The sequence below is a fragment of the Sphingobium aromaticiconvertens genome (assembly GCF_037154075.1).
GTDB lineage: Bacteria > Pseudomonadota > Alphaproteobacteria > Sphingomonadales > Sphingomonadaceae > Sphingobium > Sphingobium aromaticiconvertens.
On sequence record NZ_JBANRJ010000001.1, the window covers coordinates 3,268,915 to 3,283,719 of the forward strand.

The following is a 14,805-nucleotide window of genomic DNA, read 5'->3' on the forward strand; positions in this document are numbered from 1 at the left end:
CCGCGCATATCGGCGTTGCCCGTCCAGCGATCTAACTCTGGCCGTGTCCGGACTAATACCGATCCGGGATCTACGCTCCAACGCTGCCTGCCTCCTGGCGAAGATGGCAGTTATCCGTGTCTGCATCCGATTCCATAAACGGCCCACAGGCGCGCACACGGCGTCCCCACCATCTTGCCCGCACCACATTGGATAGCCGCTCGGCGCAGGGATTGGGACAATGCTGCCGTTCCAGAGCGATAGGTCGAACGGTAGCTCTTGTCAGAAGGCGACATTCAGCGGTTGCCTGACCGGCATCGCAGCGTGACAGTAACTGGGCTGCCAGCAGACTGTCAGCTCGACATTGCCGGAGACTGGGAAGCTCCCGGCCGGGTGCCTACTCAACGGCAAAGACCTGTTGAATTGGCCGCATAGCAGCGTCGCGTTTGCCCGTCCGGCTATTTTGATCCCACAACGCGCCTGTGCCAGACCGACGTTTAAGACGATAGTGAAGCAGGCAACGATCAGGGTGGGACGGCTTGGGCCGAAAGATCGCTCTCGTCGATCGACTCTGGAGCACTGATGTCCTAGACATTGTGGCACTGGCCAAGGCGATGGGCGTGCCGCTCTAAAGTGGTCCCATCGCCATCGTGCCGCGCCATTCGCGCAGCAGAACTGGGAATCATATTGCTGCTTCAGTCGGGCAGGAGTGACGCGCCGACAATCCCCTTCGAGAGCGCAGTCTAGCTAAGAGCTACCACTATAACGCTGCCTTTCTCTACGTTGGTTTGCTAGAAGCGAAGCTTGATGAACGAGCCCACACCCAATCTGGAAGAATTGGCGAAGCTGCTCTGCGCGAGCGGCGACTATCGCGTCCAGCGGCGCCTGTCGCCACGATCGACGGTGACTCCGCCAGACGGCACGCCGACCAGGTCAGCACTCCTCATAGACGTGGAGACCACCGGGCTCGATCTCCAAAAGGATGAGATCATCGAGTTGGCGATGATCCCCTTTACCTACTCCCTGGACGGGCGCGTGTTCGAGATTGGGGAGACATTCCAGCGCTTCCAGGAGCCCAGTGCTCCGATCTCAGCCGAAATCACCAGGATAACTGGGATCACCGATTCCATGGTCGCCGGGCATAAAATCGACGTGGCCGAAGTCGCCACGTTCGCAGGTCCTGCCGCGCTCGTGATCGCCCACAATGCCGCGTTTGACCGGCGCTTCGCGGAGCGGCTGAGCGAGGTTTTCACGACCAAACCATGGGCATGCTCGATGTCGCAGATCGACTGGGCGACCGAAGGCTTCGAGGGGACGAAGCTCCACTATCTCGCGGCTGGCGCGGGCTTCTTCTACGATCGGCACCGGGCCGAGCATGATTGCCGCGCCGTGATCGAACTGCTCGCATCGAATCTCCCCGTCACCAACACGACCGCACTCGCGAGCTTGCTCGATTCCGCGCGTCTACCGACCTGGCGGATCTGGGCAGAGAATTCGCCGTTCGACCTGAAGGATGCGCTGAAGGCGCGTGGCTATCGCTGGAACGGTGACGGGAACCCCAATCCACGCGCCTGGTACATCGACGTCAACGATGCTCAGCGCGAGGCGGAGATCAGCTTCCTTCGCAGGGAGATCTATCAGCGCGACGTCGAGCTGCTGGTGCACAGGATGGACGCCTACAATCGGTTTTCAGACAGGCAGAACTAACCGGCTGCGGATCAAACGGGGGAACTTCGTTCGTGCACATTTCGAGACTACAGCTGGTCAATTACCGGAATTTCGAGCGAGCGAATGTCGTCTTCAACAAGGGCGTCAACACGATCATTGGCGAGAACGGGTCGGGCAAAACCAACCTGTTCCGAGCGATCCGCCTCCTGCTCGACGACACCTTGCTCCGGTCGGCGTACCGGCTCGATGAGAAGGACTTTCATCGTGGCTTGGGCGACTGGCGCGGCCACTGGATAATCGTCAGCCTCGAATTCGACGAGGTATCCCAGGACGAGGCGATCCAGTCTCTATTTCTGCACGGCACCGGCAACATCGCGGACGGCGCCATTGGCAAGGCGACTTACAATCTGATCTTTCGACCCAAGGTAGCAATCCGGCGGAACCTCGGAGACCTCCCCGTTGGCGACACCGCCGGCCTTGCCGCCGTCAGATCCAAGATCACGCTCGACGATTACGAGACGATATTCACCGGCAAGAGCGTCGCGGATTTCCTCGATGCGGCAACCTATAAGGCACTTGTCGGCGACTTCGACGCGGTTGAATTCCCCCAGGAGCTGACGAACCCCACGATCGGGGGCGTGATCCCTGGGATGCTCTCCATCTCGCGCGAGGTGTGCTTCACCTTCGTTCAGGCGCTGCGCGATGTGGTCGCCGATTTTCAGAACAATCGGACCAATCCGCTGCTCACTTTGCTCAAGGGCAGGAGTGGCGAGATCGATCCGGCGAGCTTCCAGCCGATCAGCGAGTTGGTCAAAGGGCTCAACGACGCCATCGAGGGATTGCCCGATGTTGGGACCATTCGCACCGATATCCGCGAGACCATCACCGATGCGGCGGGAGGCACCTATTCGCCGCGCTCCCTCTCGATCCGCTCCGACCTGTCCGACGAGGCGGACCGTCTGTTCCAGTCGCTCAAGCTGTTCGTAGGCGAATCGGAAGAGCAATATGAAGGCGCGATCCATGAGCTCAGCCTGGGCGGCGCGAACCTCATCTACCTCACGTTGAAGCTGCTCGAGTTCAAATATCAGAAACAGAAGGAGTCGTTTGCCAACTTCCTCGTCATCGAGGAGCCGGAGGCGCACATCCATACCCATATTCAGAAGACGCTGTTCGACCGCCTGAACTATGACGACACCCAGGTCATTTATTCGACCCATTCCACGCACATCTCCGAGGTGAGCAACGTCGAAAATATCAACATTCTGGGTCGGCAGGGCGGACGATGCGAGGTCTTCCAGCCATCTGCGGGTCTGGATTCGGGCCAGATAGGAAACATCCAGCGCTACCTCGACGCGGTCCGCAGCAATCTGCTCTTTGCAAAGAGCGTGGTGCTCGTCGAAGGCGATGCCGAGGAAATCCTCATTCCCATTCTGGTGAAGAAGGTCTTCGGGCTGAGCCTCGACGAGCTGGGCATCAGCCTGATCAACATCCGCAGCACCGGCTTCGAAAATGTGGCGGTCCTGTTCCACGATGATCGCATCCGCAAACGCTGCGCGATCATCACCGATCTCGATCGCGCCTTCATCGACACGGCCGAGGACATGCTCGACAATGACGACGAGATCGCAGCGAAGAAAAAGGCGTTGGGGTCACAGGTTGCAGGCCTCCGCCGAGAAGCGGCCCTCAAGCTGCTGTGCGACGGCAATCCCTGGCTCACCGCCCATTTCGCCGACCATACATTTGAGGTCGATTTCGTGGCCGCCGGCAACGCCGGGACTGTCGTATCGGTGCTCGGCGACGTCTACAAAGACGCTGGGACGATCGCGGTGTCGAAGGAGGATCTGGAATCTGGCGATATCACGCGCTTCGGGACGCGCGCGCTGACGATGGCCCGCTACGCCGGCAAAGGTTGGTTTGCGATCATCCTCGGTCGAATGATCACCCCGGAAACGGTCATTCCGGATTATATCCTCGATGCGATTTTCCAGGCGCATCTGCCGGTCACGATGCAGACGTGGGCGAGCGTGCTGGAGTATCGGGTCGGCGTTCTCGCGCAGTCGGACATGAATGCGCCAGAAACGATTGCCGGCATGCGCGAGCAGATCCACCGCTACAGCCGGGACGAAATCGACTTCGCCGGCGTTCGATCCGAGATGCTCACGGCGTTCCCGGCCGACGGCATCAACGTCATACTCGCGAGCTTTTGAGGTGTTCGTCTGGGACAAGAAGGATCTCAACGACGCTCAGATGTCGGCGATCGAACAGCCGGGCAGCGTCTTTCTCGTCGCATGCCCCGGAAGCGGCAAAACCCGGACGCTCACTTACAAGATCGCGCGTCTCCTCTCGGAACTGAAATCGGACAAGAGGCGCATCGTCGCGATCACCTATACCCACCGGGCTGCGGACGAGATCCATGAACGGATCGAGCAACTCGGCGTCGATACGAGCCAGCTCTGGATCGGGACCATCCATTCGTTCTGCCTGGAGTGGATCCTCAAACCCTATGGGATTTACTACCCGGCACTCGCGAACGGGTTTCGGGTCATCAATGGACATGACACCGAGCAGATGCTCGACGACCTTTGCAGCAAGGTGAAGGGAACGAAGCTCAGCCGCTACGACTGCGCTTATTATTTCACGCCGACCGGCTACACGCTCACATGTACCGCGACGGACAAGCATCCGGCGATCAAGGATGTGCTGAGGACATATTGGCGAGGGCTTCGCGACGCGAGGCAGATAGATTTCGAGCTTATTCTGTTCTGCGCCTTTCAGCTGATCAAGAAGAACCCCTCGATCAGCGTGTTGCTCGGTTCCATCTTCGAGTGCGTCCTCGTCGATGAGTTTCAGGACACCAGGGAGATCCAATATGCGATCCTCGCCTCGATCCTGAACGCCTCGCAAGGTCGCGCGTCCGCGTTCGTGGTCGGAGATCCCAACCAAGCAATCTATAGCTCGCTCGGTGGCTATGCGATCACAGCGGCAGATTTCGGCGCCCGGTGCGGCATACAGTTCAAAGAGATGGAGCTGTCGGACAATTACCGATCATCCGCGCGCATCGTACGCTATTTCGGCAACTACAATGTTTTCGCCTCAAAGATCGAAGCGGTCGGACATAACAAGGATTATGCGAGCGTCGTGTCGTTTGATCAACAGACGCACCGCGACGATCTCGAGGCCGAGCTGGTCCGGCTCATCACGTACAATGTCGAAACGCTGGGCATAGCGGCGCATGAAGTCTGCATCGTAGCACCGCGGTGGGTTCACCTCGCCAGCATGACGCGGCGTCTGGTTGCAGCGCTGCCGGGCTATTCGTTCGACGGCCCGGGAATGGTGCCCTTCGCGCGCGACGTCGACAATTTCTGGTACAAGCTTTCTCGCATCATCCTGACGGAAGCGTCTCCGCAGCTTTACGTTCGCAGGATGCGATGGGCCGGCGAGGTGATCGCTGGCCTCCACGACGCTGGTGTCGACACCGCAGGTTTGGATCGCAAGAGGCTGCTGCGGACGTGCAACGCAATCACGATCGGCGAGACCGATGGTCTGGCCTTTCTCCGGGCGTTCTTCGATCAGTTATGCGCTGCGCTCAGCATCGATCACATTGCATCTGCATCGTTGAAAGAACATCATGAAGCGTTCTTCGAATGCTCCCAAAAGCGCGTTGATCTCTTGGTCAAAGAAGGCTCGCTGGCGATCGCCGAGGTCGCGATGTTCAGGAAGGTCTTTGCGGGTAGAACCGGTATCACTGTCTCGACGATTCATGGGGTCAAGGGAGCCGAGTATGACGCGGTGATCGCCTATGGATTGCTGGAGGGAATGGTCCCGCATTACAACGACCCAGCACAGATCGAGACGGCAAAGAAGCTCGTATACGTGGTGTCATCGCGCGCCCGCAAAAACCTGCATCTGATTTCCGAGCGTGGTCGCAGTCGCGGTTGGAGCGGAGACTATCAACCGACCGACGTTCTTGTTGGGTGCGCTTTTCAATACAATCAGCCTCCGTTCTGAAGTGACCTGCTGCCGTCCGGCGCGCGCATCGATCATCTCGGGGCCGGCCGTCGCAAGCAGACATGCAAAGTGAGCAGCCGACCGACAGCTAAGGGCTCTTCGCAACGGCATTGCCTCCCTCACATGCGCGCAAGGCTCCCGTCCGCAGGCTCGGTTGCCGCCATGCCTGCAACGCGCAGGAAGGCCGTGACGCCCACGGCGATCGCACCGATAACCGCGAAAACAATTTGCCACGTCTCGGACGGCATCATGTGTTTGACGATACCGAGCGTCGCATGAAACCCGGCAACACCAGCCGGAGCGACAAAGGCCAGCGCGATTAGCAGCCGCGCCCAGATCGGGCGGATCAGCATGAGCAAGCCCTGACCGACAGCCAGTGTCAGGCCGGCAGCGAGGAGGCCAACGAGAATCGCGCCAAGCCAGCCAGCACCCGTGCCATAGGCCCAGGTGCCTGCGGTCAAGCCGAGGAAGAACGGTAGGGCAAAGACGGCGAGATTGAACAGCAACCAGCACATGGTGCCGATGGCCGCGATGGAAACAAGGATTCCGAGAACGATCATGGTGGTGTCTCCGTGCAAGGGATTGAACGGTTGCGCCTTCCACCACCACCATGGCGCAAAGCAGAATATAGCATGAACATGCCTGCCGGAGCGAGCCGGAATGATCGGTGTGGTTTCAACCAGCCGGCTCGTAGGAAGTGGAAAGGCAGCGCTCACGCGCTGCCCGTTCCGAAGCGATAGACCGGGATGCCCATCTTGCGGGCCTTGTCGGCCAGGTTGTCCTGAATGCCGGTGCCGGGAAAGATGATGACGCCGATCGGCATGATACCAAGCATCTGGTCGTTGCGCTTGAAGGGCGCGGCCTTGGCGTGTTTTGTCCAGTCGGGCTTGAAGGCGACCTGCGCGACCTTGCGATTATTGGCCCAGGTGGCCGCGATGCGCTCGGAGCCTTTCGGCGATCCACCATGCATGAGCACCATGTCCGGGTGTTTGGTATGGATCTGATCGAGCTTGGCCCAGATCGTCTTGTGATCGGTGGTGTCGCCGCCCGAAAAGGCGATCTTCGGTCCGGCGGGCAGCAGCACCTCGTTATCGGCCCGGCGTTTGGCGGCGATGAAGTCGCGGCTGTCGATCATGGCCGAGGTCATCTGGCGATGGTTGACCCGTGAGCCGGAGCGCTGTGACCAGGGCGTGCCGGTGGTGCGCAGATAGATGTCGGCAGCGGTGTCGCGGAAGGTCTCCATGCTGTCGCGGCGCTCGATCAGGCTTTGACCCGCGCCGATCAGGGTCTCCAACTGGACGGATTTGACCTCGCTGCCATCCTGTTCGCGCTGAAGGCGTTTCTGGGCTTGCTCGTTATCGTCGAGTTTGCGTTCGATACGTTCGACGCCGCGGTGGAAAGTGTTGACGGTGGACCAGAGGATTTCGTCGAGGTCAAAATCGAGGCTGGTGTCGGCCATGGTGGAAATTAGGGCGTCGAAGATGTCAGAGACCGCGCCCTGGATGACATTGTCTTCGGGCGTGATCCGGGGATCGGCCTCGTCCTCGGTGGGACGGTAGCCATAGAGTTCGAGGTCTTCGATGACATGGCCGGTCGGGGATGTGCTGTGATCGCGTTCAAATTCGTCATGTGCGTCCATGGGATGCGTCCTTCGGTTGGACCGCGACCGTCGCGGCCTTCATGGCGAGACACGCCCACGGGCGCTCCGGTCTGGCAGCCCGAGCCCTTTGCGAGGGCCTTGATGGCAAAGCCCGGCTGATTTGTTTCGCGCTGTAAAGGCGGCTCTGCCGCCGACGGAAATCAGTCGGGTGCCGCCATTGCCGGACCGGAGTGTTTGTGGGCCGATCGCCCTCTCAGAAGGCCAAGGCGCGGTCCTCTGCCGATGGTGGTGCAGCCCCGCGCACATGACAGGATCGATCCTGCCCGATCACGGCACCGGTGCCGGCTACTACGTCAGGGCCATGAAACGGCTGACATCCTCGGGGGCAATCTGCACCCGGATCTGTGCCGCAAGCGCATCCAGCCCGCGGATGGTAAGATCGTCGTTGAAGTCCCCCAGCATGGGCGAGAGCGTGATCGCCTCGATTCCGGCCTCGATCGCCCGGTCCACCAGGCAATCGCGCGCGCCGTCACCTGCCGGATCGTTGTCGCGGACGATATAGAGCCTGCGCAGATGTGGCGGGAACAGGATGGCTGTGAGATGTCCGGCCGAGAGCGCGGAGACCATCGGCATCATTGGCACGGCCTGCCGCAGCGACAGAATGGTCTCGATGCCTTCCCCCGCTGCCATGACATCCTGCATATCGCCAAACCGGACGGCGTGCCCGAGCAGGTCACCCATTGCCTTCCTTGGCGGATCGACAGGCGCCTTGCCGGAGCCGTCGCGGGTCAGCCAGGTGCGGTGCGCGCCGGTGATCCTGCCATTGAGGTCGGTGACCGCAGCGATCATGGCGGGCCAGGCTTGCGTCAGACCGTCGCCCTCGGGCCGCCAGTAGCAGTTCGGATGAAAGCGTAGATTTGCGGTTCCGCGTAAATCCGTAATACCGCGTCGGCGTAAATACGTTTCTGCGACGGAGCTGATCAGTGGCTGCGTCATGCGCCAGAGCCTGCGTGCTGCCTCGGATGATCCCGATGGTGCGGGCGGTGTTCGGGACCGATGCACCTGCGGCTCCGGTTCGGAATGCGGCAGGCTGAGGAAACGCCGGGCTTCGTCGGCAGTGTCGGCAAAGTCGATCAGACCGAGGCTTTCGCGGATGACGTCGAGCAGATCGCCATATTCACCGCTTTGGGCATCGGTCCATTTACCGGCCGCCCCCTTGCCGGATTCCGGCCCGGTAAGGCGAACGAACATCGACCGGCCCGGATTGTTCTGCACATCGCCAACCTGCCAGTAGTTGCCCTGCTTGCGGCCGTTCGACAGATAATGGCGGCACACCGCCTCGGCCTGTCGGCCGAGACGCTGCGCCAGTTCGGTGGCGTTGAGACGCGCCATTACGCTGCCTCCCGCTCACCAATGCGCTCGACCGGGAAGCGGCCGAAGAGCTTGCCGGTGATCTCCGGCCCGGATGCCCCCACCGGCACGAAGAAGCGCAGTTTCCACGAGATAATCTCGCTGAAGAGGCCGTAAGCCCGCAGCCGATCCCGCATCGCGTCGGTGAAGCCGGTCAGCTCGATACGGTTCGCGCCCATGACGAGGACACGGCGCAGTTGCAGTCCCTCTGCCAGATCGAGGATGGTCCGGCCTTCGAGCAGAGCGGCATAGGCGGCATCGGGCGTGATGTTACTGTTGACGCCGCTGGTCGAAGCATTGGCAGCCCATGCGGGGGAGACACGGCGACCGATGATGCGCTCGCCTTCATCGCTCTGGAGACGATAGACGCGGGAGGAATCCTGCGGCAGACGTTTCCAGATCGGCAGCAAGAGCCCCGTCACCATATGCAGGATATTGTCGGTGAACTCCGGCACTTCGGCCAGCTCTGCGGTCCAGGCCGAGGCGAAAGCGGCACAGTCGACCTCGATCCAATGGGTTTCGCCCATCATGCGGATGGGGATGTTCATTGCCTCCATGGGCCGGATCAGCCGAACGCGCCGTTCGATCTCGCCATCGTCCAGCATGACGCTGGTGGTCGGGATCTGTACGGCAGCGCGGCCAGAGCGCTCGTTGACCAGCAGCTTCGCGCGCGGATCATCCAGTTCGGCCAGTGCTGCATCCAGCATCACCGGCTGGTTGCGCTTGCGCTCGGTGACGGTCAGGAGCCGTGTCTCCGCTCCGGTGCCGGGATGGGTGTGGATTACCTGCCGATCGGTGACGTTGAAGCTTTCGGCCCGAAGCGTTTCCAGCCCCATGTCATAGGTGCCCGAAGCAATCGCCCCGTCGATCCGGGCTTGTAGAAGCTGCTCGAAGGCTGAAAACAGGATGCCCTGAAGCTCGATGGTCAGGGCCAACAGCCGGTTGAGGAACGTGGTGATCGGCGGCAGATCGTCCTTCACGCCATTGCTGTCCATCAGCTTCAGGCCCGTTGCGGTCTCGAAGCGTTCCAGCGAGCACCCATCGACCTTACCGCGCACGATCAGCAGGTAGAGTTGGCGCAGAGCATCACGGGCATAGGTGGATTCCAGATTATCCTCGGGCCGGAACAGGCCCTGGCCGCCGGTCTGGCGCTGGCCGCGCGTGATTGCGCCGAGCGTATCGAGGCGGCGGGCAATCGTGCTGAGGAACCGCTTCTCCGCTTTGACGTCCGTGGCGATAGGCCGGAACAAGGGCGGCTGCGCCTGATTGGTACGGTTGGTGCGCCCCAGCCCCTGAATGGCGGCATCCGCCTTCCAGCCCGGTTCCAGCAGGTAATGTACCCTGAGCCGCTGGTTCCGCGCCGAGAGTTCGGCGTGATAGCTGCGCCCGGTGCCGCCAGCATCGCTGAACACGAGGATGCGCTTCTGGTCATCCATGAAGGCCGAAGTTTCGGCGAGATTTGCGGAAGGCGCGCGGTTCTCGACCGCCAGGCGTGCAGCCCCGCCTTCACCGCGACGAACAATCCGCCGCGAACGGCCCGTGACTTCCGCCACCATATCTGTGCCGAAACGCTGCACGATCTGATCGAGCGCTCCCGGCACGGGTGGCAGTGAGCCCAGTTGTTCAAGCATTTCATTGCGCCGGGCGACGGCTTCGCGGCATTCCACCGGCTGACCGTCGCGGAAAACCGGCCGTGACGAGAGGTTCCCGTCGCCGTCGGTGAACGGCTCATAGAGCTGCACCGGGAAGGAATGCTGCAAATACGATCCTACATACTCCCTCGGCGTGACATCCACGGAAATGTCATTCCATTCATCGGTCGGGATCTCGGCCAGCCGCCGCTCCATCAGTGCCTCGCCGGTTGAGACGATCTGGATCACAGCGGCATGGCCCGCTTCCAGATCGGCCTCGATGGACCGGGTCAGGGTCGGCGTCTTCATGGACGTGAGCAGATGACCGAAGAAGCGCTGCTTCGTGCTCTCGAAAGCCGAACGCGCGGCGGATTTGGCCTGCCGGTTCAGCGTCCCCTCGCTGCCGGTGATGTTCGCGGCCTCCATGGCCGCGTCGAGATTGTTGTGAATGACGGCGAAGGCCCCGGCATAGGCGTCATAGATGCGGCGCTGTTCGTGGGTGAGCTGGTGCTCGACCAGTTCATATTCGACGCCATCATAGGAGAGCGACCGGGAGGTATAGAGACCGAGGGACCGTAGATCGCGAGCCAGAACTTCCATCGCGGCCACGCCGCCAGCTTCGATCGCTTCGACGAATTCCGCCCTGGTCGCGAAGGGGAAATCCTCACCGCCCCAGAGACCGAGCCGCTGCGCATAGGCGAGATTGTGGACGGTGGTGGCGCCGGTCGCCGAGACATAGACCACGCGGGCATCGGGCAAGGCATGCTGAAGGCGCAGACCCGCGCGTCCTTGCTGTGAGGCGGCGACGTCGCCACGTTCTCCCTTCCCGCCGCCGGCATTCTGCATGGCATGGCTCTCGTCGAAGATGATGGTTCCATCGAATTCGGAACCCAGCCAATCGACGATCTGACGCACGCGGGAAACCTTCTCACCCCGGTCATCGGAGCGCAGCGTGGCATAGGTGGTGAACAGGACGCCTTCCGACAGCGTGATCGTCTTCCCCTGCGGGAAGCGCGAGAGCGGTGTGACCAGCAGCCGTTCCATGCCGAGCGCCGACCAGTCACGTTGCGCATCCTCAATCAGCTTGTCGGATTTGGAGATCCAGACCGCCTTGCGCCGTCCGCGCAGCCAGTTGTCGAGGATGATCGCGGCAGACTGGCGGCCTTTACCCGCGCCGGTACCATCACCGAGCATGAAGCCCCGGCGAAACCGGACAGAACCGGTAGCATTGTCTGGCGCAGCGCTCACATTGTCGAAATGCTCGTCCACGGTCCAGGCGCCGGCGTGATGATCGGCATGGGCCTCACCGGCATAGATCACGGTCTCAAGCTGGGCGTCGGACAGACGTGCGCAGATGTCGGCGGGCAGCATGGGCCGGTAGGAGGGCTTGGGCGGTGCGACCGAGGCCATGGCGGCGGATTGCACCAGCTTGGTCGGATGCGGCTGCGCGCCGAGGATGCGTAAGGATTGCAGCGCATATTCCTCGTAGATCGCATCCGACAGATGTGCGCCTTCGGGCGGCGCCCAGTTTACGGTCTCATAGGCAAGTTCCACGCCCTCCGGATCATTGGCCGGCGCAGCGACAGACCGGGAAGCTGCCGAGCGCGCGAGATAGCCGCGCACGGTCTTCGCCGCAGCGACCGGGGCCGATACGGCAAGTTTTGGTAGAGCGACCGACATGCGCGGCGGAACTTGTCCCTCGATCCAGCTGACGAGGGCTGCGATATCGGGCGCAATGCCCGGCGAGTCCGGAAAGCTGGCCGGATCGTCGGCGGGCAGTTTGTCGATCACGGTCAACCGCGTGTCGATGCTGGTGCCGTGCTTTGCATAGACAGCACCATCGATGGCGGCGGTGAAAACGACGCGCCCGCGTTCCTGCAGGCGGATGAAAGCGTCCCGCCACGCCGGGGCTTCGGGGCTGAAGCCAGCGCCGGTGATCGTGACCAGCCTCCCGCCGGGGGCAAGACGGGCCAGCGCCGAAGCGACATGTCGGTAAGCGGCATCGGCCACGCGACCGGTCACATTGGCCATGACCGAGAATGGCGGGTTCATCAGCACAACGGACGGCACGGCCTCTGCTGCCAGATGATCGTCGATCTGTGCGGCATCGAACCGGGTGACGGGAAAGGCCGGAAAGAGATGGCCAAGAAGATCGGCGCGGGTCTCGGCCAGTTCGTTGAGGATTAGCGAACCTCCAGCGGTCTGCGCGAGGATCGCCAGAAGGCCAGTGCCTGCGGACGGTTCCAGCACCCTGTCATCAGGCGTGATCGCAGCCGCCGTCAGAGCGGCAAGGCCGAGCGGGATCGGCGTCGAGAACTGCTGGAAATTCTGGCTTTCCTCAGAACGGCGGGTCTGCGTGGGCAACAACCCCGCGATCTTCGCCAGTACGCAAGCCCGTGCAGCCGGAGAATCGGCTTTACGGAAAAGTGCTTTTCCGTATTTGCGCAGGAACAGCACTGTGGCGACCTCGCACGCCTCATAGGCCAGTTTCCAGTCCCAGGTGCCGGTCGCATCGGACGCGCCGAAAGCCGTTTCCATCGCAGCGCGCAGCGTTGCGGCGTCGATGCGCTCGCCGCGCTCAATATGGGGAAGCAGAAGACTGGCGGTAGTCAGGATCGCGGGCGCAGCCGCCAGCGGCGTGATCGGATCGGCCACGGGGAACACCATGTTCATGTCGGGAAACCTCGGGAGAGCGGGAGGGACAAGCCCGGACAGCGCTCTCTCTCAACCGCCCGGACTTAACCCCTTCCGGCCCCCCTCTGGCTCTCGAACGGCAACATGAAAAAAGCGCCCCAACCGGATGGTGGGGCGCTTTCATCATCACCCGAAGCGGCGACCGGCCTCGGTGAAGGTGTATTCATTTGCGGAGATGGTCTCATCGACCGCCGCGGCCGAAGACAGGCAGTCATATTCGCGCTCAAGCTGGCTATAGAGCCAGCGCGCCAGATCACGCAGCGCCTCGATAACCGTCTCCTCGGCATCGGCGGTCATGTCCTGATATGTCGGACTATCGCGCTCGACCGCGATTGCCATGCTATATTCGTGATAATAGAGGCCGCGATGGCTGGCCTCGGCGCGAAGCTGGTAGAAGTTGCGTCGCTGGATCGCCTGCAAGGCATCGGCGATCCGGTGCAGCTCGGTGTCCTTCGGCGCATATTCCCTGATCCTGTGCGGGGCGCCTTTCTGGTGGGCATAGAAGGTCTCAAAACACGCGCCGTCCCCTTGGCTCCAGAAGCCCCGGAACCAGATGCAGGGTGCCTGCCGGGTGCCGCCGCCCATGAGCCGGACGGTTCGGGTCTTAAGATCCAGGCCAAGGATTTCCGCAATGCGCTGGAAATCCTCATAGACGGCATCGTACCATTCGTAGTCGAAGCCGCCTTCGCGATACCAGGCGCGGGCCTTGCCCTTCGCCGCATCGGATAGTTCGTTGAGGCGATAGACGGTGGTTTCAATGACATCAGGCATGGGGATCGCCTCCCTCAAGCACGGTGGAAAGCCAGCCATCGGTATAGACCCAGTCCACCGTCTCGCCTGTGGCGAGGTCGAGGACATGCGCCCCTCCTCCAAACCCGTCGATACGGGGCTTCGAACAGCTGTTGGCGTATTGCATCCCCCACAAACCGGTCAGGCCGAACGCTTTCGCGCAGCGTTTGACGAACTGGATGACGTGCTCGGGATCGCCGGTGACGTCATCGCGCATCCAGAGCTGCGTGCCGCCATGTTCGGGCTGAATCGAGAGCAGGAATCCGTCCGAGGGCGGATCTTCTGCGGCATTTTCACCCGCCAGCGCGTTGTAGAGGTCGAGCGCACGAGCGGCGTTTTCGGGGGTGCTCACGTCGAGCAGGCAGGAGAAATGGGTGTAATAGTCGGCCATGACGGTCTCCAGACATGACAAGGCCCGATGCGCGACCGGGCCGAATGGATGGATGGAACAGGTGAAACTCAGGCGGCCTGCGGCAGGCGGAGCAGCTCAGCCGCGGCTTCGCGCCAGAAGGGATCGACCAGCCGGGTTTCCAGCGCTGCGGCCCGGTAGCGAAGCTCACGAGCCTCGGCAGGCGCGGACGTCCTGAAGGCAAGGCCGCGCAACCGGCTGGCCTCGGTGACAATCCGGCGGGCCTCGGCGTCCGAAGCGACAGGCTGTTGCCAAAGAATGACGTTGACGCGGATTTCGCCGGCGAGGACCAATCCATGATCGCGGTCCTGGATGAGCATGATGCGCGGGCGGAAATGGGGGAAGCTGTCCGGCCCGGTGCAAACGTCGCCCCGCGACAGACGCAGGGCCGCGAAACGCATGGCTTCTTCCGGTGAGGGGCATTCCCCAAGCGGGATCATGCGGTCGAAACTGTCGGCATCATCACCGGCGTCATAGCTGGCCACGCCGAGGCAGGAGATGCGCAGGGGCAGGTTTTGGGCCCGGTAGAGCGCGGGGAGCACATCGGTCGCCAGTATCTGGCCGATCGGGCGGAAGGTATCATGGCAGGAAAGGATCATCGGGATCACTCCATGACG

General features: G+C 61.9%; 10 protein-coding genes. 3 read left to right on the top strand and 7 right to left on the bottom strand.

All coding sequences use genetic code 11. From position 1 onward, the window contains the following. The first annotated feature begins 786 nt into the window (after positions 1 to 786). Genes WFR25_RS15625 through WFR25_RS15635 form a run of 3 tightly spaced genes read left to right on the top strand, consistent with a single transcriptional unit; the run spans position 787 to position 5,655 of the window. Positions 787 to 1,686 carry a 3'-5' exonuclease gene (locus WFR25_RS15625; protein WP_336972187.1) on the top strand — a complete coding sequence of 300 codons (900 nt, stop codon included), beginning with the start codon at positions 787 to 789 and terminating at the stop codon, positions 1,684 to 1,686. 32 nt (positions 1,687 to 1,718) lie between these two features. After that, a complete protein-coding gene (locus WFR25_RS15630) occupies positions 1,719 to 3,854 on the top strand; it encodes an ATP-dependent nuclease (protein ID WP_336972188.1) in 2,136 nt (711 codons plus the stop codon). 1 nt (position 3,855) lies between these two features. Next, positions 3,856 to 5,655, top strand: coding sequence for an ATP-dependent helicase (locus WFR25_RS15635; protein ID WP_336972189.1), 1,800 nt, complete (start codon positions 3,856 to 3,858; stop codon positions 5,653 to 5,655). Positions 5,656 to 5,774: 119 nt separating this feature from the next. Here WFR25_RS15635 and WFR25_RS15640 read toward each other — a convergent pair whose 3' ends face one another. From WFR25_RS15640 to WFR25_RS15670, 7 genes are all read right to left on the bottom strand, one after another. Next, positions 5,775 to 6,215, bottom strand: coding sequence for a hypothetical protein (locus tag WFR25_RS15640; protein ID WP_336972190.1), 441 nt, complete (start codon positions 6,213 to 6,215; stop codon positions 5,775 to 5,777). 152 nt (positions 6,216 to 6,367) lie between these two features. Further along, entirely contained in the window at positions 6,368 to 7,294 is a 927-nt protein-coding gene (locus WFR25_RS15645; protein WP_336972193.1) for a DUF2493 domain-containing protein, read from the bottom strand. Between the two features lie 309 nt (positions 7,295 to 7,603). Next, complete coding sequence (locus tag WFR25_RS15650) at positions 7,604 to 8,647, bottom strand: DUF7146 domain-containing protein (RefSeq protein ID WP_336972195.1); 1,044 nt, start codon at positions 8,645 to 8,647, stop codon at positions 7,604 to 7,606. Continuing rightward, on the bottom strand, positions 8,647 to 12,969 hold the full coding sequence (locus WFR25_RS15655) for a strawberry notch family protein (protein ID WP_336972196.1): 4,323 nt from the start codon (positions 12,967 to 12,969) through the stop codon (positions 8,647 to 8,649). Before WFR25_RS15655 ends, WFR25_RS15650 begins: the two co-directional genes overlap by 1 nt. Positions 12,970 to 13,116: 147 nt before the next feature. Then, positions 13,117 to 13,761 carry an antitoxin of toxin-antitoxin stability system gene (locus tag WFR25_RS15660; RefSeq protein WP_336972197.1) on the bottom strand — a complete coding sequence of 215 codons (645 nt, stop codon included), beginning with the start codon at positions 13,759 to 13,761 and terminating at the stop codon, positions 13,117 to 13,119. Next, complete coding sequence (locus WFR25_RS15665) at positions 13,754 to 14,170, bottom strand: hypothetical protein (protein ID WP_336972198.1); 417 nt, start codon at positions 14,168 to 14,170, stop codon at positions 13,754 to 13,756. Before WFR25_RS15665 ends, WFR25_RS15660 begins: the two co-directional genes overlap by 8 nt. Positions 14,171 to 14,238: 68 nt before the next feature. Beyond that, entirely contained in the window at positions 14,239 to 14,787 is a 549-nt protein-coding gene (locus WFR25_RS15670) for a hypothetical protein (protein ID WP_336972200.1), read from the bottom strand. Between the last annotated feature and the right edge of the window lie 18 nt (positions 14,788 to 14,805).